Raw genomic sequence first — 23669 nt, 5'->3', positions numbered from 1 at the left:
TAGATATTATACTTAATCCCTCAAAGATTTCCACTACAGAAAGCTTTGAGGGAATGAATTTTAATGTAATTGTACAGAAACTGCTTTTGAAACACCTGGCTCTTGCATAGTAACACCATAAAGAGTGTCATTAAGTTCCATTGTTTTCTTATTATGAGTAATCAAAATAAATTGAGACTCAGAGCTCATCTCTCTTAATAGCTCATTAAATCTACCAACATTGGCATCATCTAATGGTGCATCAACTTCGTCCAGGAGACAGAAAGGAGATGGTTTAACTAAGAAGATTGAGAAAATAAGAGAAACGGCAGTCATGGCCTTTTCTCCACCTGACATCAGGTTAATATTCTGCATTTTCTTACCAGGTGGTTTTGCAATAATATCAACACCACATTCAGCATCATCAATATCACCTGTTATCTTTAACATGGCCTCACCACCACCAAATATAATAGGGAATACTTTTCTAAAGCGAACATCTACTTCTTCAAAAGCAATTTTAAATCTTTCTTTTGATTTTTCATCAATATGATTAATAGCAGTTTCAAGATCATCTAGAGATTGCTTAAGCTCCACTTCTTGTACTCTTAAAAAGTCAAAACGAAGTTTTTGTCTATCATAGTCTTCAATGGCCTGCCAGTTAATCTCCCCTAATCTAGAGTAGTCCTGCTTATAATTCTTAAGCTTAACCGCACACTCTTTAAGGTCTTGACCGTATCTTCTATGGAATTCATAAGCTTGCTTTTCAACAACCTGTAGTCCAGATTCAGTTTCCATGAAGTACATTTGCTGAACATCAAGTAACTCAGAATGGTCTTCTTCACTATACTCAAGAAAACCACCAATCGCATCACGAAGATCAATTTGATACTTTTCGAAAATATTTTTTACAACTTCTACTTCTTCATTTTGCCATTGGGCCAACTTGAGTTCGTATTCAGTTATTTCCTTATCATTCTTATTAACTTTCTTAGTAAGTTCTTTAACTTCATCTTCTCTTTCTTGCATTGCAAATAGAAGCTGTGTTAAATCATCTTTCATAATATTAAGAACATCATCCTTATCAGTTAACTCTGAAGCCATATTCTGATTAGATGTTTCAAGTTCATCAATACTATTATTTGTTAACTCTATTTCTTCATTATACTTTTCAATAAGTTCTTCGTTAGACGAAATTCTATTGGTCTGTTTTTCCATCTGAAGCTTAATATCTTCAATTTGAGACTCAAAGCTATTTACTCGCTCTTTAAAAGTATTGATCTCTACTTGTTTTTCCATATAAGACTCTCTTTCAGTCTCATAGGTCGATTTAAAGTCTACTAATTCATCATTTAACTCTTCATATCTTGAAGTCTTGTCTTCAAGGTCTTCACATAGAAGGGCCTTCTTTTTAGAAATAGAGTCTTCGCTTTCAAGTAGATCAAGTCTTGCTTTAGATATTTCACTCTTTCTGTTTTGAAGAATATCAAGCCTAGCATTTCCTGTTTCCATTCCAGCAAGCTTAGACTCAAGGGCAGAATTCTTAGATGCAAAATCAGATTTAGACTCAGATAATTGATTTCTAAGAAGTTCTAACTCATCTCTTTTATCTTCAAGAGATTGAGAACTATCGTTACACTTAGACTCAAGTGCAGCCACTTCAACTTCAAGAACCTCTAAATTCTTTTCCAATTCTAAAATTTGGTTATTTCTCTCAACAATTCCCTGCCCTTCACTTGAACCAGACATTGTTAAGATCTTTCCATTACCTACATTTCTAACAAGTGTTTTTCCATTTGAAGAACTTATTGCTTTAAATTTAATAGAATCTGAAACACCATTAAATGTCTCGGCCGTTAGACTATTTGAAATAAAGTAACCATCAAAAAATGGAGTAAGCTTGGCCCTGTATTCTTCAGGTAGGTTAAGTAATTCGTGTACTGGAGTAATATCTCCACCAGTAGCAACTTTTAATCTCTCAATCGACTCCTCAGAAGTCATATCTCCATTTTTATTAGGAGATAAAAATTCAAGCGCTTTATCATCGTTGGTCTTACACCATTCTAAGATTGGAGCAAACTCATCTTCTGTGCTTACAAGAGTGTCCATAAAGTCACTAAGAAGATTTTGAACTGCTTTAGCGTGAACTTCATCACATTGAATCAGGTTTCCAAGTAATTGATATTTTTCATTATCAACACCTTCAAGAAAGTTTGCAGCACCTTCCCTAACACCATCCATTGCAGCAGATATCTCTTTTAAGGAAGATAACTTAGATTCGGTTGTGATTAATATCTTACTTTTTTCTTTTAACTCAAGTTCAAGAGATTTATTCTCAGAGATTAATTTTTCAATAACTTCTTTTAATTCTGATTCCTTTAATGAAAGCTCATCACTAAGTGCTTGAGCTGCATGAACGGCATCTCTTTCATCAGCAATTTGAGTTGAAACTCCAGAGTATTGTTTTTCTAATACCTCTATTTCTTCAGTAATATCTTCAAGGTTTCCAGCAAACTCTTCTAGTTTAGAAGAGTTTTGAAATTCAGATTGCTCAAGAGAAGTAAGCTCTGACTTCTTTTCCTCTATTGATATTTTCAGAGAATCAACTTGTTCAGCCTTAAGTTCAAGCTGCTCTTTCATCATCTCTAATTTTTCTTCTAATTCTTCAAAGTTACATGATTCTTCATTTCTTGTCTGAAGCTCTTCTAGCGAAGTCTTAAGGTTTTGAATCTTAGTCTCTCTCTCTACAAGTTCCTCTTTAAGCTCATCCATTTCTTTTTGACGAGTTTCGATAAGGGCTTCTTTATCTGTAAGATTTTTACAAAGGTTAACAAACCTTTCTTCTGAAGTTGCAAGTTGAGTAGATAGCTCATTTCTTTCTTTTTGAAGAATCTCGATCTTTTCTGCTTGCTCTTCTTTTTTAAATCTCTCCTCTTCAAGAGAGATTTCTAGACTATTCTTTCTAGTCGACCAAGTTTCAACTTCGATTACTTTTTCATTTAAAATAGTTCTACCATCTCTCAAATCCTTAAGTAGATCGTAGGCCTTATGAGCATTTACAACAATATCATTTCTTTTAATCTTCTCTTTAAGAGATCTTGCTTTTTCTGCTCTCTCAGCTTGCTTTTGCAGGGCCTTTAAATTCTTTTCTATTTCAGACTGTAAATCTTGAAGTCTATTTAAATTTAGCTGAGTTTGTTCAATTTTTTTAAGTGATTCTTTTTTTCTAAGTTTAAACTTTGTAATACCAGCAACATCTTCAATCATCGAGCGACGCTCTTCAGGCTTAGCTTGAACAAGTCTATTGATTTCACCTTGTGCGATAATCGAATATGATTTTGCTCCGGCACCTGTATCCATGAAAACTTCTTGAATATCTCTAAGTCTGGCAGGAATATTATTAATTCTATATTCAGTTTCACCATTTCTATAAAGTTTACGAGTTAGCTGTATTTCGCTAGGGCTAGAAACTTTGTTACCGATATGAATATGCTTTCCACCCTCGTTACCAAGAACTAAAGTAGCTTCAGCAAATCCACCTGGATTGTATTTAGATGAACCAGCAAAAATAAGATCTTTCATGGATTTACCACGAAGATGCTTAGCTGACTGCTCACCCATTACCCAAAACAAGGCATCAACAATATTTGATTTTCCACAACCGTTTGGTCCTACAATTCCTGTAATTCCATCATCGAAATGTATAGTCGTGCGATCTTTAAAGGATTTAAATCCCTGTATTACTAGTCTCTTCAATTTCACAAGCTGGTCCTTTGCTTGAATCTGTGTGTTTGTGTGTGCTAAATTTACCATTAATAGAGGGAATTCGTACACGATTAATTGTGAAATGTAAGATGATGTGAGGCCAGAGGACAATGAATTTTCAGGTAATTATAACTCTAATAACGAAAACTAAATGATACTACTTTTTTCGCTTAGCAAAAGAGCCTCTATGACACACTGTCAAAACCTCCGGAAGAGGTGTTCCATCGGAGAACTGGCCACTTGTCTTTTGCACTAAGTTTTTTGATGAATCAAGATACAGAGATACATTCATCTTTATCTTATCATTAAAATCAGGAAGGTCTCCCGTCATATAAAGACTAAGCTCTTCATTGATACACTTGGCTCTATATTTTAAATTAGAAACCCCATCCATGGGGGAAGAGTTAAGAGAGCGCAGCTTTCCATCAACAATCCATCGACCTTCTATTTCATTCATATCTTTAAAAATATAGCTTGTTACACCATTAGACACTTCATGCTGAAGCTCAAGCTGTGAGACTTCTCCCATACTTGTCTGACAAAAGTAGAGCCCATCTAAATTAGGACAAGCAAGTATTGTCATGCAAGAAAGCAAAAGTGTAGAAGCAATAATTAATTTCATTAGTTAAGTATAGGGAGATATATACTGATGTGACAATTACTTTTTACAAAGAGATTTATCTAGCTCACACACACGTCCAAGGTACCTTTTGTAAAAAATTGGGTTTCCTTTATTATATATTGCATACTTTTGACAAGATTCTACGATAGGAGCTTGGGCCGAATCACAACTTTCCTTATAAAAGGACATCGCCTTAGCCAAGTTCTTTACTTCTATACTTTGAGCGTATCGATAACAACCTAAAGAACTCTTTAATTCACAGGCCTTCATAAAAGAAGGAAATTCCTCTTTTCCTTCCTTTTGTTCTACTTCTCCAAGGATAAGACAACCTTTTGGGTCTTGATTCTTACAAGAGATCTCAGACCACTTTCTGGCCTCTTTAATATTTGCTAAAAAGAGATAATCTTTTGCAACCAATGCGCAATTTTGATCATTTTTTTCCGTACATAATTTAATTCTAGAAGTAATTCTAGAATTAAGTTCTTTTAAATATATTTTTTGATGTTCTAGCTCTTCTTTCTTTAGCTCTTTTTCCGAACTTCTTACTACCCTTGAAAAGTAAGACTCTTTCTCTCTTAGAAAATCACAAGATGCCTTATCTTTTAATACACATGCCTTTTTCAGCTTTTCAAGCCCCAGTAAGAACTCGGATTGTTTGAATTTCTTTTTAGATAAAGCAAGACATCCTTTAGCAAATTCATAGTCACAAGAGAAATCTAAAAACTTCTCCTCCTCCATTTTCTGCTTTAGTTTCTTATTTATTTTATAAAGAGCGTAACAAGACTTTCCATCTTTAAATTCACAACCTTTTTCAAAAAATTGAATTGGCCGAACTTGATCTCCTTTAAGTGAATATCCATAGGCGACATCAAAACAAGAATTTGCCTTCCCTTGAGAACACTGAAGTTCAAGAGTTTTAATCTCTAAAGAGAAAGTCAGATTAATGAGTATTGTAAAGATTAAACTAAGCAATTTTTGTCCTTTAATTATTGTTATATATTACAAAAAAAAAGAGCTTCTATAAAGAAGCTCTCAAAGTTAGGACATTTTTTCTTCGTTATTCAACAAAAATTGCCATCGGAACACCAAAGGCTTCTCCACCAAAGGCCTGTCTAAGAGTTCTCACATACTTTGGAATATCTTGATCCGATGTTATTTGTGGAAAAACATGCTTTTTATAAACTGAGACATTCCACTGGGTAGGTGTCCCCCATTTATAATTAGGGAATTCCTTCCCGTGCTTCTTTATCATTTTAGTCTTTGTGTCCCAGCTAGTTGGTAAGAATGCTTTTAAGTCGTTAGGAGGGTTCATATAAAAACCTTTTAGATCAACGATTACAGTATGCCCAGTGACAGCACTTCTAATTGGACATGCAGAAGGCGTACTTTCTTTTTGATCATTAGTTAAACATTCAATATGTTTAAATTGCCTTTCTATATTTTCATCCCATGCGTTTAGCTTTGCTGGATCAATTGCCAAAAATCTACTTGCACTTTCATTTCGAAGCTCTTCTCTTGCAATTCTTAGATTACGAACACCTTCTTTTAAGTGATCGTAACTAAGGGCCATATTGGCCTTATAGCCCTTTCTAAGTTTTCCAATATTCTCATATGATTTACTATTAACTTTCTTTACCCACTTATATGAAGGTACACCTTCTATCTCACCTCTAAAGAATCCATCAATCCCATAGAGCTTTCCGATGTCTTTAGAAAGCTTTAAACTTCCTTCAATGTTATAGGAAACAAGGTAGTTTAAGTAGTGCATACCAAAATGTAGAGAACTTAGAGCAATATACCTTTCGGCCTCACCTAAGTTTCTATATCTTATATCTTCAAAGTCATCTTTGAATGACTTCTTACCTGAGCTTGCTTTATTATCCCAAACCATTGGCTTTTCAGAGAAATCAATAGTCTCAATTCTATTGGCAGCAGTTGCCATTGCTTCATAGACTTCATTACCAACAAAGTCTTGAAATTTCTCTGTTCCTGATTTAGTTACTTTAAGGAAGCTCTTATCATCATCAAATTGAGTAACAATTTTTCCATTTTTAGCTAGATACGGCTCAGTCATATATTCAAATCCAGCTTCCCAATGCTCCATTGGAAGATAAACTCTCATATTTGAAGCTACTATTTTAACTTGATTTCTTAAATACGAGTGAGTAATTTTCTCTTTCTCTACAAGAGGAATCATACGATAGATTAAACCTCTAAAGGGCTTTAACATTACAAGCTGTGTACCTAGGAACTTTGCATCTGCAGGCATATCGTCTAGCTTCGGCTCTAGCTCTGATATCAACTTTGCAATCTTATCAGCACTATCAGCATTAATAATTTTCTCAACCATTCCTTTATACTCTGTGCTCATTAGAGATAAATCGATGGCATTAAAGTTAGCAACCTTTCTCGAGTTATGTCTTTTTTGAGCTTGCTTGATTAACTTTGGCATTTGCGACGATTTTTTCCACTTAAATGATGTAGACCATTTTGAGGCGTCAGGATAGTTTGCGTTTGCCGCTAAGGTCATAGAGAGAAGAGCCGCAAGGCCTACCATTTTTTTAAGATGCATTAAATTCGTCCTTGTTATACACTTATTTAAAGAGCACTAAACTAGTTTAGTTTTGCTTTCAAATTATCACCTATATTTCTAAATAAATAAATAGGGAATCATTATCTTTAAATACTAATGTACCAAAACAAAAAACGCTTTCAGATCATTTTCTCTTTATGCTTGTTCTTGATTCCATTGTTGGTCTTACTACCAAATTTAAGTGACTTAAAAGTTCTTGTTTCAATGACTGAACTAGTAGATCAAAAACTTCCTAGTTCTAAAAATTTCAGGGAATTACGTAAAGAATTTGGCTTTAAGAATTCACTATTTTACATAATAAGTCCTAAGGACGAGCAATGGAACTCTTTAGACAAGCAAAAATCTTATCAGTGGATTAACAGTCAAAAACGAAAGAACTTCGATATAGATGAAATAATCTCTCCATTTAGTTTCTACACTCCTACATTTGAAGATAAGGAATATCTTTTCTATTACAAGCTCATAAAACCCGACTTACTCGATCAAGATTATGCAAAAGAGCTCACCAGGTTTTCTTCAACACCTTGGAACAACATTATCAGTTCGAGAGACGGAGCGAACTATTCATTTGAGATTAGTTTAAAGGACGCTGATAAAGAAAATCGATTTGGTTCCTTTAAGCCCTCAGCTATTCAAAACTTAATAGAGAATGAGAATAGGGAGTTACAGCAAAGTTTCGATATTCATATGGCAGGAACTTCAATATATACATATTATGCAATTCAAGGTGTTAAACATAACTTCAAACTTAATATTCTCTTTCTATTAATTATCATTTTTTCGTTTCGATTCTTTTTTGGAACTTTTAAAAGTGGACTTCTTTTATGTGCCTCATTCATTTGGGTTGGTGTAGTTGTTCACGGAATTATGGCATCCCTTGGAATCCCGATAGAGATTCTCTCTTCTGGTCTTTTTATAATGATTGCTGTTGCTTCAATAGAAGATTACTTTTTCATTCTACATGAAAATTTAAAAGGCCTATCGCTAAAGGAGACTTTTAAGAAACTTAAAAGACCAAGCTTCTTCACTTCTTTCACAACGATACTTGGCTTTGGAAGCTTGTACTTTACAGATATAGACATTATTGCAAGATTTGGAATAATGGCGGCCACAGGTGCTCTTCTTGAATGGGTCGCCATCTTCTTCATTTTGCCAGGTTTTTTAAATTTATTTAACGTCAATTCATTGGTAGAGAGTCAAAAGTCAAAATTTATAACAAGTAAAAAATGGAATAGTTTCATCAACCTCATTACTCCTAATCGCTACTTAGGCTACTTTAGTTTTTTACTCTATCCACTTTCTTTCTATATATTAATAACACTTTCAGTTTCAGACTCGCCTCTTTCTCTTTTTCCTAAAGATCATATAATAAATAGAGATTTTGAAGTCCTAAAACAAACTCGAGGTTGGGAAGGTGAAGCATCACTTATCTTCAACAAGGAACAATCTCGCTCTACCCAACAAATGATACTCAAAGAGATTAAAAAGAACGATAACATAGCTCACATTGAAGACTATTATTCTGTAGAAGACTTTCTCGTAAAGGATATTCCGAAGTTATATCAAGCAGCAGTGATTAATGATTTCAAGCAATCCCCTTTAGCAGATCGATATCTTTCAAAAGAAGGCAACACCAGACATATAATTCTATTTAAGGAAACTCAATTTGATATCTTCAAAAAGACGAAAGAAGGTATTGAAAGAATATGTTCTGACAAATGTAAACTAGTAGGAGAAGTCGTTTCATATGTTGAGTTCATGGATAAGATTCCATTAGCATTCTTTAGAAGCCTAGCTCTGTCTCTTTTATTAGTTTGCCTAGTTATATTATTCTTCGCCTATAGGTTTCGCTTTCCAACACCACTGTCTTTTGTTCTTTCAAGTCTCTGTGGTCCGTCTCTGTTACTGATCCTTATGTGGATTTTCAATATTAAGATAAACTTTCTAAGTTGTGTCTTCATTACCATGATGGTCGGAGTAACAGGCGATAATGCTATCCAATTTCTCTTTGCTCATGAAAATGGTTCAACAGATGGAATCAGTTATCATGAAAAATGTGCTTTTCAGATGGGACTACTTCTTAGCTCTCTATGTCTAATATTCTCGTTAAGCTACTTTGCACCACCGAGACAATTCGGTCCTATTCTTTGCGTGGGATTTCTCTTTTCATTGTTTGGAGATATTTGTTTAGCTAAAGGTTTTTTGAAAAAAAAGAGTGAGGCTTAAACACTGTCGGGTGGTATCTAGTGACTACAAGCTTGAAGACAATGATTGCCAATATGTATCCTGAAACAATGTCAAAGAGATGATGTTGATGAACAAAAACTACAGACATTGATATTAGGATTAACCAGAGCCACAAGATAAAATGAAAAACTTTATTTCTGGTTTGCTCAATCATTGTCCATATGGAAATCGACGAATAAGTTATATGCAAGCTTGGAAATAAATTATGAGGTTGATCAATTTCAAACATGGCCCTATATATCGACTCATATCCTGGAACTTCTTGACGGACAAAGCCTAAATTCCCAGGAAAGAAGTAGAATATAACTCCCGCAGCGAGTGCTCCAGCAACAATTCCTAAACAGTATCCCTTAATAGCGCTAACGTCTTTAATGACAAAAGCCGAGATTAAAAATAATAAGTTGAGTGATAAATAAGGGTAGATCATCCACGGAATAAGAGGAATATCTAGTTCCCAGTCAGTGTATAATGAGTACCTAGTTACGGCCGTTGTTGCCATACTATTACAAAACCCATAAATAACAGTAAATGCGACTGTTGCAACTATTCCATAGATAGCAATATACTTGAGTCTTTTAGTATCTGGTATTGAAAAAATCTTGTCCACTTTTCTCTCTAAAATTAGTTATTTAAAATACTAGCATAGAATTAAGCTGCAAAAAAAAAGTTCTTTCTACCCTCTTTAAACGAACTAAGTTTAAATGGTATTATTATTCGAGACAGATTCTTCTTGGAGCTTCATATTAACAGAGAACTTATTTCCCAAAAACGTAGTGATGTTCCTGCAGAACTATTAAAAAGACCTGATATGAAAGTTCTTTATCTATTAGCTCTCTTTGATTGGGCAGTTATTTTTAGTTGCTCTTGGCTAATGCTCCAAACGTCATACTTTTTCTATCCTTTATGGATTCTTATTATTGCAGGAAGAATTCACGGTCTTGGAGTCATTGTACACGATCTTACACATATTAATTTTCAAAAAAAGTCCTTTGCTTTAAGGGGACTTGAACTTCTCACAGGGTACCCTATAGGTACGACAATAAATGCTATGGCCTATCATCACTTGCGCCATCATAGAAATACCCTAATGGAGAACGACCCTTACTTTAATTATAATAAGAAATGCAGCGGTTTCGAGCAATTTATCCTAACTTTTAAAAAAGGACCTCTCTTTGTTCCTTTTTGGTATGTAAGAAGTTTAATTGGTACTATGGCGTACTATATTCCTACGATGAGGACAAGCTATGCCAGAATCTTTTTACAAGATGTATCTATGAAAGACTTAAATACAAATGAAGAAGTTATCAAATGTTGTAAAGAGGATCGCTATTTATTATTATTTTTAATTGGTTTAATCTTTTTTGCTTCTCAATTTACTATTATTATATACTCATTTCTAATCGCCCTACCTGTCGCAGGAGTTCTTTGTATATATAGACTTCTTATTGAGCATGAGTATGATATTGTTGACGATAGAAGTGTTTACACAATTATTGAATGTAGCTTTGATCATCACTTAAGCTTTTTGGACAGAATCCTCTTTGGTCCTCATGGTATTGGATATCATTGCATGCATCACTTACATCCCAATGTAGGAATACATCATTTAAAAAAACTTTACCATTGGTACAAATCAAACAGTCCAAAGTATATTCAACAAAGTAATAAAAATATTTCAAACATTGAGCAAAGAAACTATGAAAAGAAATATGCTTAACAGGAAACTACATGAGTTATAAATCTACTTATCTTGGAAAAGATATATCAATACCGAACAAGCTAAATATAGTTATTGCTCTTATCTCTATTGCCGTCGTGCTCACTCTTCTATGGGGAGCCACTCATACTACACACTGGTATATTAAGATAATATGCTTTATCGCATTCGGTTTTATCGGTAACACTGTTTTTGGACTCCTACATGAAAGTGTTCATTCAAGTTTTAATACGAATAAAACTGTAAACTATGTTTTCGGAAATATATTTGCGGCACTATTTCCGACCGGATTTTCTTTTCAAAAGAGTTGCCACCTAAACCATCATAGACAAAACAGAACGGACTATGAAATGTTCGAAGCATATCACGAAAAAGACAGCTACTTTCTAAAAACTGTAATGCTCTATTTTATTCTAACTGGTGTTTACTGGATAAGCCCTCCTGTAGGAGCAATTTGGCTTATGATAAACCCCAAAAGCTTATTCAACAGTGGATGGAGCGGTAAAGACAATTATCAAAGAGGAAGAATGGGTGGTGCAGGAATGCTACGCCACTTAAAAGAACAATCGCCTAGTGATATTAGAAAAATGAGAGTAGAAGTACTATTTTCAATCATTTTTCAGGTTTCAATTTTTTATCTACTAGATCTAACAATTGTTGGTTGGATAATTTGCTACCTAGGGTTTGCGACGCAATGGTCGGCACTACAGTACGCAGATCATGCTTACTCTCCAAGAGATATTAGAAACGGAGCATGGAACCTTAGAGTCTCTAAAATTACTCAATGGTTTTATCTCAACTACCATCATCACCTAGCTCACCATCAACATCCTCATGTTCCATGGAAACATCTTGCAAAATTTGTTGATTTTGACAAAGAAAGACCAACATTCTGGTCCATCTATCTAAAAATGTGGAGAGGACTTGTAAAGATCAAAGAACAGTCCCCTAACCCTATAGACAAGAGTTTTGAGTCACTAATAGATAGTGACCCGTTTAAGAGCTAAAGCGCTAGATCAAGGACAAACCAAGCGTTAACAATATGAAGGCCATAGCAAATTATTACAGCTATGTAAGTGAGTAGGTTTACATACTTCCACTCTGGCTCATTTGAAGCAAAATAAATCTTATGCTTTTGCTCCCCTCTTATTTTCAAGAACCAGCATGCGAAAATTATTTCAAACCCAACAGAAATAATAAGTGAATACATAAACACCATGGACATTAAAGTTGGTCTCGATATTTCAATTGGCCAAAACATTTTAAATAATATTATTAGCCCCAGAAAATGAAATATATCATGAGCAATTCCATATCTTGGAGACCAGTTAAACCACTTATAGATCATTACTAATTCTAGAACACCTCTGATCCAGAAGCTTACGAGGTGAAACATATATACATATTTCATTCCAGAATCTACAGGCCAAATTAAAAATGAAATAGGAAGAAAAAACCAGGTTCCAATAGTATAAGAGAGCCACAAACTCTTAGGTAAGGAAATCTCACCACCCACTGTGTTCTTACTATTTTGTCTTTTTTTAAAATAAATTGCCAAAAAAACCAACAGAATTGGAATTATTGTAAATATTGCTAAATTCATTAAGTTTCTCCTTACTCTATAATAGTAAAGTTCCTATTGGATAATCAATTTAATAGATAGTAGAATAGTTGATAACGCAACGGTTAGGAAGGAATATATGGAATTAAGAGCTAATGAGCCTATTCAACAGGCAACTCTATCAGAAAGCTTTACTAAATGGTTAAACTCACGAGGCAATAAGATTAAGCTGATCATTCTTTTTATTCTGATCACTTACCTTGTACTTGGTGTAACTGTATTGGGCTTTAACAGATCCCCAATGCAAATCTTAATCACAACACTTTCATGCGCAATAATTGAAGTATTTCTAGGCTATGTCTTTAAAAAGAAATTCTTCTTCCCTTTGGCCGGAATAATTACAAGCTGTTCACTAAGCCTTCTATTAAATTACTCTCACGATTATTATATTTTATTAATCCCTGTTTTTTTTGCAATTGGTTCAAAATATATTTTCACATTTAATTCTAAGCATATATATAATCCGGCACAAATTGCAGTGACATTATCACTCTTATTCTTTGGTGACGTTATAACCTCTTCACCTGCCTATCAATGGAATGGTATAGCATCCATGTCCATATTTATGGGGATGTTAGGTGTTTTTATTATACTACCTGGAGTAAAAAGAACTCCTCTCGTTCTTTCATTTCTAACTGTATTTACTGCTCAAACTTTTTTAAGAGGCATGATAATGAAACATCATCTTCCTTTTGAAACTCTTTTTTTAGGAACACTTACCTCACCGGCATTTCTTTTATTTACGTTTTTCATGATTACAGATCCCGCAACAAGTCCAGCTGATAAGAAGGGACAAATAAAGGTCGGGGCAACGATTGCAATACTAGATTTAATTTTTCACATCGGACAAAGTTACTATACATTCTTCTACGCCGCTTTCACTCTGCAGACTTACAAATTAATAAAAGTTCATTATAAAAGTTCAAAAGACTATGGCCTAAAAAAGTATTTCACTAAATTCTTTATTGAATCTAAGTATTATTACAGACCTTTACTTCTAGCGATTATCTGGATCATTGCAGCCTTGATTTATAAGAATATTATATTTGAGCGAGTTGTTATAAAGAATATAACCTTCAAGATGACAGAAATATCGAAAGACTACTCTGGCATTAATCCTCAAATGGGAGATACTTTAACTCGCGTCGATGAGAGAATTCATCATATTGCTAAGTGGGTGTTGAGTGTTGGGGACGCAGTTGGCTCAGGTGATATAAATAATGATGGACTGGTAGACCTCTTTTTCACTGCTCCACTCAAGTCGGATCACGACAGAAACTCATTATTTATTAACGAAGGAAACTTTAAGTTTAGAAGAGTTATAATACCTGCCTTAGAGCAAAGAACTATTGAAATTGAAAAGTATGGCCTTCCTTCCAATGCTATTTTCATTGACTTTGATAACGATGGAGATCAAGACCTCTTTATTACGTATGCTTTTGGAACTCCACTATTATTGGAAAATCAATTAGTAGAAAAAGGAAAGGTAGAGTTTAATGATATTACAAATAAAAGTGGTCTTGGAAATTACACGAACTCTATTAGTGCTATCTTTTTCGACATTAACAATGATGGGCAGCTTGATTTAATCATTGGAAATGTTTGGCCAAAGAATCTACCTAACTATGATCAACCAACACAACTTAATCTCTTTAAGCTTCCAGAGAAAGAGTTTCCAAAAGATGAGAGAATGTTTAACTTTATGCACTCCAGTTGGCATCAATCTGACAATGGTGGTTTAAATGACATTTACCTTCAAAAAAACAAGAAGTTCATAAAACAAGACTCTAAGAAATGGGGCCTTAATGGTACGTACTGGTCCCTAGCCTTAGGTGCCAGTGATTTCAACAATGACGGTTTTACGGATTTATACATAGCAAATGATTTTGGACCTGATGAATTTTACTTAAACCAGAGCGGAAAATATTTTAAATCCATAAAGGGAAAAATATTTGGAGAAATTGGTCTTGATACATATAAAGGAATGAATGTTACTTTAGGAGATTTTGACGGAAATCTTAAGCAAGATATTCATATTTCTAATGTACATCACGCAATGCAAGCTGAAGGTTCGATGCTTTGGATGAATATGGGAAATGATGAATTCGGTACACCTAAATTTAAAGACAGAGCAACTGAGCTTGGAATCCTCAACGAGAACAGATTTGGTTGGGGTGCAAGTGCCGCAGACTTCAACAACGACGGACTACTAGATATGGCACAAGCAAATGGAATGGTAGATGATACTGTTGATAAAATAAAAGAAAGCTGTCCAGATTATTGGTATGTTAATGAAAAAATTGCCAGGTCTGCTCCACATATTCACACTATGGCCAACAAATGGGGAGATATTAGAGGGTATTGTATTTTTGGAAAAGAAAAAAATAGACTCTATATTAACAAAGGTACAAAGAAGGGAACTCGCTTTGTAGATGTAGCAGGTCTCATTGGTATGGATAAAGAAACAAATTCAAGAGGGGTATCTGCAACAGACTTGAATAATGATGGATCAATGGACTTAGTTATCACTCACCAATTTCAAGGACCAACAATATATCGTAACCAACCACTTCAGAAAAAGAATTGGATTTCTTTTAAACTCCAAGGTAACGGAACAACTTGTAATAGAGACGCTATAAACACAAGAGTGACAGTTTCAAGTGGTGACAAGGTCCTGATGCGCGAAGTATTTTCTGTGAATGGATTCTCTTCACAATCTGACAGAAGACTACACTTTGGACTTGGAGATACAACCTCTCCTATTTCAGTCGCTGTCAAATGGTGTAACGGTGAATCAGAGACATTTGCAGTAACGCAACTCAACAAGTACTACAAGATAATTCAAAATGGAAAAATTTCTATTGCAAAACTATAATGGATAACACTTGCTACAAAGAATAATATGGCTTCTAAATAGAAGCCTCTATATTCAATTCGAAAGGGAATCTAATCAACTTGAAGAAACGCAAAGGCGTGTCTTGAAGGATATCTTAGAGTCAAACAGAAGTACTCTTAATTCACGCAAAAAGAAACTAACAAACGATAGCTATGAAGAATTCAAAAAAGAATTTCCGCCTACAAATTATAGTGATTGGAAAGAACTAGTTGAGCTAGAGAGAGATAAGAATCCATCTACTTTATGCGAAGATATAAAAAGGTTTCAAGGAACTAGTGGCTCAACAGAATCGATTAAATGGATTCCATATAATTCCAAAATTCTAAATGAATTTGATCAGGCATCTTCAGCCTGGATTTATAATCTAGGTAACTTATACCCAGGAATTTTAAAAGGAAAACACTATTGGTCCCTTTCTTGGGTTCCTGATAATTTAAAAGAAAGTACTACATCTGACGATAAGGAGTTACTACCATTTTGGAAAAAGCATCTTATGTCCAAAGTAATGGTACCAAACCCAAAGGTTGTAAACTGCAAAACAAGCCAAGACTGTTTCTTTACAACTCTAGTAGAATTAATCGCGACGCAAGAACTAAGTCTCATATCAGTTTGGTCACCGACCTTTGCTATCAATCTAATTAATATGTTAATTGAATACAAAGAAACCATTTACAAGTGTTTTCAAAATAAGTCATGGCAACCATATAGAACTGATCTAGAATGGCTAAAGTTTCCAGAATCCAAAAGAAATATGACTTTTTTGCTAAATCTTAATGAAGGTAATATTGCTAATATCACGAAAGAAATTTGGCCAAATCTTACCTTGATCAGTTGCTGGGATACTTCAACTTCTAAAATTTGGGCCGATAAACTACAAGAGTATTTTAAACACTGCTCAATTCAAGGAAAGGGAATTTGGGCAACAGAAGCAGTCATAACCATTCCCATAAATGGAAAGTACCCTCTTGCTTACAGAAGTCATTTCTATGAATTTGAATGTATTAAAACCAATGAAATAATTCCTAGTTGGGGACTTAAAGAAGGAATGAAAGTCTCTCCAGTTATCACGACTGGAAATGGCATTTATCGATACAAAATCGAAGATATTTTAGTGGTTAGTGGGTATCTTGAGTCTGTTCCATGTTTTAAATTTATAGGAAGAAAAAATACTATCGATATGGTTGGAGAAAAAATTGATTCAGAGTCAGCTTTAATTATATGCAAAAAATTTAATGCCTCAACTCTTCTTGCAATTAAGAACTCAAAAAAGCCGTATTACATATTATTAACAGATAATCACTCTACGAAACAAGAAGATGTAGAAAGTACTCTTAGAACGTATTATCACTACAACCTAGCACGTGATCTAAATCAGATTGGAAAAGTACAACTCCTCCATAGCACAGATCCTTTAGATATCTACTACAAGATATGCGATAGTAAATCCTCAATTAAAGGAAATATTAAAATTGAACCTTTGAAGTTATTAGAAAATATAGATCAAATAGAATATCTGGAAAACCTATGTCGAAACTAAAACATGAAGATGGTCAGCTTAAAGAAAATTGGTATATAGCTTGTCTATCAAAAGAGCTCAAAAAAAAGCCTTTTAAAGTTAAAATTTATGATGAGCTAATAGTACTTTTCAGAACTGATAAAGGCGTAAGTGCACAACCAGATAGATGTCTTCATAGGTACACAAATTTATCTGATGGCCAAATTAAAGACAATTGTATTCGTTGCCCTTATCATGGTTGGACTTATGATAAAGATGGAAATGTTATTGATATTCCTTCAGAGGGCCCACATAGAGATAATAAAGTCATACACAAGAATCAAACCTACAGCTGCATAGAACAAGATGGAGCCATATGGATATGGATGGGAAAGGAAGCGCCAACGACTTCACCACCTTGGAGATTTCCTAAAACTTCTGAAAATGGCTGGATTAACTATTTCATGGTCACTGACTTCGAAAACAATGTCACACATCTAGCTGAAAACTTTATGGATGTTCCACACACCGTTTATGTTCATAAAAATTGGTTTCGAAATAAATCTTTTACAAAAGTTCCTTTCACCGTTGATGTAAAAGACGCAAGAGTACTTGTAACATACGAACAGGAAAAAGATGAAATTGGTGTTCTTACGAAAATGATACTAAATCCATACAAAAAGCCAATGCACCACACTGATGAATTTATTTACCCAAATATCACAAGAGTCGACTATATGTATGGCAATGACCATGGCTTCATAATCAATAGCCAAATTACACCTGTAAGTGATTATCAATCAAGAGTGTATACCTATATCGCTTATAAGATTGTTTTTGGAGGTCATATTCTTAAGCCTTTTATTAATTTCTATACTAGAAAAGTAATTGAACAGGATGTTGAAATCATGGCAAATCAAGGACCTAATCTAAAACACTTCAATGATCACACTTTCCGCTCCACTGATGCTGATGAAGTACATATTGCAATAGAACGCTTAAGAAAACTTGGCGTAAATGACCAGAAAAAAGTTTTCGAACAATCGTATCAAAAGAAAAAAGAGTTTTGGATTTGACTTACTTTAGAGAATTTCTGCAGGATTATGATTCTATATCTATTGCAGTCGCACAAGACAACGAAGATATTCTTAGTTTTTTTCATTCACTTGAAATGAATCAACAAAAGAGTAATATATCGTATGACCGCTCCCCGGATTTCTTTGAATTCCTACGACTCGTGTCACCTCTATACTATGTCCTACTACTAAAAGATAAAAATGGATCAATTAAAGGTGTTGGAACTCTTATCGTTAAAGAGTCCTATATAGATGGAAAACCTGCTCAGGTTTGTTATTTGGGAGATTTAAGAGTCTCTACACTAAAGATGACAGTATACTGGAGAAAATTTTATTCAGACCTGATACGAAAATTCTCGCAAATTAAAGAGTTCGAAAACTGTAAGATAAACTACACCGCAATTTTAGATCAAAATACCATTGCCAAAAAAACTCTTATTAATAATAAAAATTCGTACCAATACTCGTCTTTATCTAGATACTCTATGATCAATATACTTGCCCCTTCCATTCTCTTTAACAGTACATATGTAGCTGCAAGGGAAGAACTCTCTACAGAAGTCATAGAGTTCATGGATTATTCACAAAGGTCAAATTTCTTAGGAATAACAAAGGAAGAAATTAAGTACAGAAAAGACAACTGGAAGGGATTTAGAGACAATGTCATTGTTGTTCGCAACAGGGATCGAGAAATCATTGCTGCGTCTGCATTATGGTCTCCATATTATGCGAAGAAGATTAAAGTATCTAGTTTTTCAAAATTAATAAGTTTATTTTATAAATTTTCTAAATTTCCTAGCTCCTGCCCAGAGCTTAATTCTTCATTAAGGCCACTCTACTTAACAACATTGAGCTTTCATCCAAAATTACAAGATAAAGACAAAACCCTGGCCCTGAAAGCACTGATCAATTTTAGTCTAAAAAGTGAAGTCTTTAAAGATTATCACTTTTTAACACTTACAGAATCGAGACAAGTAAATTTCCAAAAAGCCTATCGGTTTTGTTATTATCAAAGAACTCATGCAACCCTCTACGAAGTGACAGATAGAAGCCTACATAGGAATAAATTAACTGATATTGCTGAATCTCTCTTTATAGAAATAGCTCTCATATAGTATTTACAGCTACATAGGCACTGATGATTTTACATTTCATTTGTAATCGAAACATTCAATTGATAGAATTTGTAGGGAAATGGAGCATTAGTGAACAAACCTGTAGTCTACAAAATTCTTAAAATCTCAGAGCTACAAAACTCTCAACAAGAAGAGATGTATAGCTTATTTGAACGTTACTATAATGATGTAAATTTTGAAATGTTCAAACAAGATCTTCAAGAAAAGACTCATATTTTCATGCTCTACAATCTTGAAGATGAAATTATTGGTTTTTCAACTATTTTCAGAAAAAGTATTTCAAAAGATAATAAAAATCAGTACACCGCTCTTTTTTCTGGCGATACAGTTATAAGGGAAGATTACTGGGGAACGAAAGCTCTACAAAAAGCATTCTTCTTTTTTATAGTTCAATCGAAAGTACTATCTGGGAAAAAACCTCTTTACTGGTTTCTGCAAAGTAAAGGCTTTAAAACCTATCTCATGATGAGAAGAAATTTTGAATTTTCTTACCCTCAACATGCAAAACAAACTCCAAAAAACATTCAAATCATTCTTCAAGACTTTTATAGTGATAAATATAAAGATGCATTTAAACCTAAGTCAGGACTGATTCAATTCAACGATTCCAAAGGAGCTGCAAAGGCAGAGGTATGCAGCCCTAACAGGCATGACTTATTAAATGAAGACATACAATTCTTCATAAAGAGAAATCCTAATTTCCATTTAGGGGATGAGCTGGCTTGCGTAACAGAAATTTGCTACTCTGACTTTGCAAAGCATATTCCTAAATACTTTTTGAAAGTTCCACTACTCTCAAAATTCTTTAAAAATAAAGAGTTTAGCTCAAAGTATAATTAAGCTTAGTCGTCTCAAGGAAGAGAAATTAGATGCATGTAACTTTTATCAGACCCTCAATGACAGATCATAATGCAAAAGATGCATTAGAACCTCTAGCAATAGCTATGTTAGCTTCATACAGTCCTGAAGGAACAGAGCATTCCTTTTACGATAACCGTATTGAACCAATACCCTACGACACTCCAACAGACCTTGTTGCAATAACGGTTGAAACATATACAGCAAGAAGAGCGTATCAAATTGCTCTTGAATACAAAAAAAGAGGGGTGCCGATTGTTATGGGAGGATATCACGTTACTTTTCTTCCCGACGAAGCATTACAGTATTGTGACAGTGTGGTTATTGGAGATGCAGAAGAAACATGGCCTCAACTAATAAGTGATGCAAAGAATGGAAGACTCAAAGAGCGCTATATTACTACAAACACAAAACCACTTTGCGGAATTAGGCCCGATAGAACTATCTTTAAAGGAAAAAAGTATGGCCCAATTCACATGGTTCAATATGGACGGGGGTGTCGGTATAATTGCGACTTTTGCTCTATAAAAACATTTTATAAAGACTATCTAGGACAAAGACCTGTTCACGACGTAATCGCAGAGATTGAAAAATTAAAATATAAGCAACTTTTCATAGTTGATGATAATATTTTTAGTTACAAGAAACAGGCCATCGAATTCTTCAAGGCACTTATACCTTTAAATATTCGATGGTCTGGGCAAGTAAGTATTGATGTTACAAATGATCCAGAATTAATGAAACTTATGCGCGACAGTGGTTGTATGTCTGTAGTGGTAGGTTTTGAATCATTAGATATTCAAAGCTTAAATAAAATGAGAAAAGGTTGGAATCTCAGATATGGTGGTTACGAAAAGGCCATCAAAACATTTCGAGATCATGGGATTATGATTTACGGAACTTTTGTTCATGGTTATGATACTGACACTTTAGACACATTCAAAACCAACCTCGAATTTTCAATTGAAAATAAGTTTTTCTTAGCGAATTTCAACCCACTCACTCCAACCCCAGGAGCAGCTCTCTACAATAGATTAAAGAATGAAGGTCGACTTATAAATGACCCTTGGTGGTTAGATCCTGAATATCAATACGGTCACGCACATTTTCACCCAAAGAATTATACAGCTAAAGAACTCACAGATGGCTGTTATTGGGCCCGTACAGAATTTAATAAATATAGTAATATATTTAAAAGAGCAGTTGATATTAAAAGTAATTTTTCTAGCATTTATCATGCGGGAACATTTCTTGCTGCAAATATTGTTACAAGACATGAGATTAGAAAAAAACATGGAAGCTATCTTAGTGATAGGAATAGTCCATTAATCATTAACTCACAGACAATGGGCGAATTGTGAAAATAACTTTTATTAAGCCAAGAATTGGAAGACAAGAAGACTCATTCTATATTGATGAAGGTAGAATGGAGCCTCTTCAGCTTGCCGTGCTAGCAGGAATGACACCTGATGAACATGAAGTTACAGTCTTTGATGATAGATTTGAAGAAATTGATTATGATCTAAAAACGGACCTTGTAGGAATTACAGTTGAAACCTATACAGCACGTAGGGCCTATGAAATAGCAACTGAATATAGAAAAAGAGGTATTCCTGTTGTAATGGGTGGCATGCATGTGACCTTATTACCTGAAGAAGCTAGTCAATACTGTGACTCGATAGTAACTGGAGATGCTGGTTGGATATGGGCCAAGGTCTTAGAAGACTTTAAAGAATATAAAAAATTAAGAAAGCATTATAAATCTATTGTGGGAGCCCCACAAGCGAATGAATTCGCTCCAGACAGATCTGTTTACGACTCAAAAAAATATTTAAATGTAGGACTAATTCAGTTTGGTCGAGGGTGCAAATTTGCTTGCAGCTTCTGTGCTATCTCTTCTTACTTTAAAAAACAACAATTCACCAGAGATCTTGATAAAGTTCTCGATGAATTAAAAACTATGAAACAACATATAATTTTCTTTGTTGATGATAATATTTGTGCAGATTTTGAAGCGTTAAAAGAGCTATGTCGAAAACTAATTCCTCTAAAAATAAGGTGGGTATCTCAAGGCTCAATGGACATGAGTAAAGATCCTGAATTAATGGAATTACTAGTTAAAAGTGGATGTATGGGAAATGTTATTGGATTTGAAACGATAAATCCAAACAACGCCAAACAACTAAGAAAAGCGCCTAATTCATTTAGAAAAGACTTTAACAAGTACGATAAAGAAGTTGAAATAATTAGAAATTTTGGTCTACAGACATGGGCTGCATTTACCCTTGGATACGACCATGACACTCTTGAATCTATAATGGACACTGTTGACTATGCCATTGATAAGAAGTTTTGTTTTGCTGCTTTCAATATTCTTGTCCCCTACCCGGGAACACCTATGTACAAAAAGCTTCAGGAAGAAAATAGACTTCTTTACGATGGAAAATGGTGGCTGCACCCAGAATACCGCTTTAATCACTGCTCATTTAAGCCTAAGCAAATGACACCTGACCAACTCACAGAAATTTCTTTTAAATGTAAAGAAAGATGGAATTCTTGGTCTTCAATATTTAAGCGATATTTTGACTTAAAAACACACATGAGAAATCCAGTAAAGTCTCTTATTTATTGGAAGTATAACCCTGTTTATAGTAGCGAGAATTTTAATAAACAGGATATGTACTTTGGTCTTTTTAATCACAGAAAAGAGAATGAAATTATACATAAGAATCAAGATCTTCTTTTAAATCCTGATCTTAATAATATAAATGAATTAACCCCAATCTTCAAAAATCACAATTTTACTACTGAAGATAATATTGACCAAACCTTTGAATACGATGGCCCTAAAACTGCTTCCATATAAGGCTGATTTGTACACTCTCTTATGTATGAGTTTGTGTACATTTCTTCTTTATACACCATTCTTTGTCGAACTGTCTCTTGCCGAGTCTATTCCTTGGATTCTACTTAGCTGTATTGTAAACTTCATTTGCAACCTTATTAATCATAATCATGCCCACGTCGCAACCTTTGGTCCTAAAAGTTTGAATATATTCTTTGATTTTTGGTTAACAATAAACAGAGGCGCTTCCGCAATATTTATCAAAGTTATTCACAATATAAATCATCATAAGTACGAAGGTTCAGAAGATGATTGGTTTTCACCGAGTAACGAAGGATATGGACCTATTCCCCTTCGTCCTTTTGTTTACATAAGAAAAACAATATCGAGATTTAGAATAGGTGCAAAATCTCTATATACATCAATGGGAGAGAAATTTAATTTCCAACGACGAGTTGAGAATTTTCTCTTAGTTGTAATTATACTTCTTGCACTTTTTTTAGACTGGCAAAAGTTTATATTTTACGTTCTAATTCCTTGGTACTTCGGAAATATGTTTTTGGTTCTAACTAATCTTATATTTCATAAAAACACAGACCCTAGCAATCGTTATACTCTAAGTAATAATTATATAAATCCATTTGAGAATTTGATTTTCTTAAACGGTGGCTATCACACGGCTCATCATTACAATCCAAACATTCACTGGAGCTTGTTAAAAAAATTTCACGATAGGAAAATTAAGAGTAATATAGATAAGAAATTTATTAAATCTTCAATGTTTGGGCATTTAATTCATGAGTATTTTAGAGTGTAAAT

General features: G+C 34.1%; 17 protein-coding genes. 11 read left to right on the top strand and 6 right to left on the bottom strand.

Annotation, left to right across the window (positions count from 1 at the left end; all coding sequences use genetic code 11):
• Nucleotides 1-60: 60 nt before the first annotated feature.
• From smc to DPQ89_RS17775, 4 genes are all read right to left on the bottom strand, one after another.
• Entirely contained in the window at nucleotides 61-3741 is a 3681-nt protein-coding gene (gene smc, locus DPQ89_RS17790; protein ID WP_164848521.1) for a chromosome segregation protein SMC, read from the bottom strand.
• Nucleotides 3742-3901: 160 nt separating this feature from the next.
• Nucleotides 3902-4366, bottom strand: coding sequence for a hypothetical protein (locus DPQ89_RS17785; RefSeq protein ID WP_127718396.1), 465 nt, complete (start codon nucleotides 4364-4366; stop codon nucleotides 3902-3904).
• A gap of 36 nt (nucleotides 4367-4402) precedes the next feature.
• Nucleotides 4403-5338, bottom strand: coding sequence for a hypothetical protein (locus tag DPQ89_RS17780; protein WP_127718395.1), 936 nt, complete (start codon nucleotides 5336-5338; stop codon nucleotides 4403-4405).
• 85 nt (nucleotides 5339-5423) lie between these two features.
• Nucleotides 5424-6938, bottom strand: a complete 1515-nt coding sequence (locus tag DPQ89_RS17775; RefSeq protein WP_127718394.1) for a hypothetical protein — start codon at nucleotides 6936-6938, stop codon at nucleotides 5424-5426.
• A gap of 180 nt (nucleotides 6939-7118) precedes the next feature.
• Here DPQ89_RS17775 and DPQ89_RS17770 point away from each other — a divergent pair, with 180 nt between their 5' ends.
• On the top strand, nucleotides 7119-9185 hold the full coding sequence (locus DPQ89_RS17770) for an MMPL family transporter (protein WP_164848519.1): 2067 nt from the start codon (nucleotides 7119-7121) through the stop codon (nucleotides 9183-9185).
• Here DPQ89_RS17770 and DPQ89_RS17765 read toward each other — a convergent pair.
• On the bottom strand, nucleotides 9151-9813 hold the full coding sequence (locus tag DPQ89_RS17765; protein ID WP_127718392.1) for a phosphatase PAP2 family protein: 663 nt from the start codon (nucleotides 9811-9813) through the stop codon (nucleotides 9151-9153). The two genes, DPQ89_RS17770 and DPQ89_RS17765, sit on opposite strands and share 35 nt — an antisense overlap.
• 123 nt (nucleotides 9814-9936) lie before the next feature.
• On the opposite strand from DPQ89_RS17765, the gene DPQ89_RS17760 reads away from it, so the two are divergent.
• Complete coding sequence (locus DPQ89_RS17760; protein ID WP_127718391.1) at nucleotides 9937-10923, top strand: fatty acid desaturase; 987 nt, start codon at nucleotides 9937-9939, stop codon at nucleotides 10921-10923.
• A gap of 11 nt (nucleotides 10924-10934) precedes the next feature.
• Nucleotides 10935-11930: a fatty acid desaturase gene (locus DPQ89_RS17755; protein ID WP_127718390.1), complete on the top strand. Its 996-nt coding sequence runs from the start codon at nucleotides 10935-10937 to the stop codon at nucleotides 11928-11930.
• Here the strand turns inward: DPQ89_RS17755 and DPQ89_RS17750 are convergent.
• Nucleotides 11927-12526: a hypothetical protein gene (locus DPQ89_RS17750; protein ID WP_127718389.1), complete on the bottom strand. Its 600-nt coding sequence runs from the start codon at nucleotides 12524-12526 to the stop codon at nucleotides 11927-11929. The two genes, DPQ89_RS17755 and DPQ89_RS17750, sit on opposite strands and share 4 nt — an antisense overlap.
• Nucleotides 12527-12623: 97 nt before the next feature.
• Here DPQ89_RS17750 and DPQ89_RS17745 point away from each other — a divergent pair, with 97 nt between their 5' ends.
• The 8 genes from DPQ89_RS17745 to DPQ89_RS17710 all read left to right on the top strand — a co-directional run bounded on the left by DPQ89_RS17745 (nucleotide 12624) and on the right by DPQ89_RS17710 (nucleotide 23667).
• Complete coding sequence (locus DPQ89_RS17745; RefSeq protein ID WP_127718388.1) at nucleotides 12624-15419, top strand: FG-GAP-like repeat-containing protein; 2796 nt, start codon at nucleotides 12624-12626, stop codon at nucleotides 15417-15419.
• A 10-nt stretch (nucleotides 15420-15429) separates the two neighbouring features.
• Nucleotides 15430-16977, top strand: a complete 1548-nt coding sequence (locus DPQ89_RS17740) for a GH3 auxin-responsive promoter family protein (protein WP_127718387.1) — start codon at nucleotides 15430-15432, stop codon at nucleotides 16975-16977.
• The gene (locus DPQ89_RS17735; RefSeq protein WP_127718386.1) at nucleotides 16965-18011 is read left to right on the top strand and encodes an aromatic ring-hydroxylating dioxygenase subunit alpha; all 1047 of its coding nucleotides are present in this window, start codon (nucleotides 16965-16967) and stop codon (nucleotides 18009-18011) included. The genes DPQ89_RS17740 and DPQ89_RS17735 overlap by 13 nt, the downstream gene beginning before the upstream one ends.
• Nucleotides 18008-19126, top strand: coding sequence for a hypothetical protein (locus tag DPQ89_RS17730; protein WP_127718385.1), 1119 nt, complete (start codon nucleotides 18008-18010; stop codon nucleotides 19124-19126). Before DPQ89_RS17735 ends, DPQ89_RS17730 begins: the two co-directional genes overlap by 4 nt.
• A 90-nt stretch (nucleotides 19127-19216) precedes the next feature.
• Entirely contained in the window at nucleotides 19217-19987 is a 771-nt protein-coding gene (locus DPQ89_RS17725; RefSeq protein WP_127718384.1) for a hypothetical protein, read from the top strand.
• Nucleotides 19988-20016: 29 nt separating this feature from the next.
• Entirely contained in the window at nucleotides 20017-21366 is a 1350-nt protein-coding gene (locus DPQ89_RS17720; protein ID WP_127718383.1) for a B12-binding domain-containing radical SAM protein, read from the top strand.
• Nucleotides 21363-22871 (top strand): B12-binding domain-containing radical SAM protein, encoded by a 1509-nt coding sequence (locus tag DPQ89_RS17715; RefSeq protein WP_127718382.1) that lies wholly within the window; start codon nucleotides 21363-21365, stop codon nucleotides 22869-22871. The genes DPQ89_RS17720 and DPQ89_RS17715 overlap by 4 nt, the downstream gene beginning before the upstream one ends.
• A gap of 25 nt (nucleotides 22872-22896) precedes the next feature.
• A complete protein-coding gene (locus tag DPQ89_RS17710) occupies nucleotides 22897-23667 on the top strand; it encodes a fatty acid desaturase (protein WP_164848517.1) in 771 nt (256 codons plus the stop codon).
• Nucleotides 23668-23669 lie beyond the last annotated feature (2 nt).

The organism is Halobacteriovorax sp. HLS (assembly GCF_004006665.1).
Lineage (GTDB): Bacteria > Bdellovibrionota > Bacteriovoracia > Bacteriovoracales > Bacteriovoracaceae > Halobacteriovorax.
The sequence above is the reverse complement of the archived record's forward strand: the minus strand, read 5'-3'. Positions and strand labels throughout refer to the sequence as shown.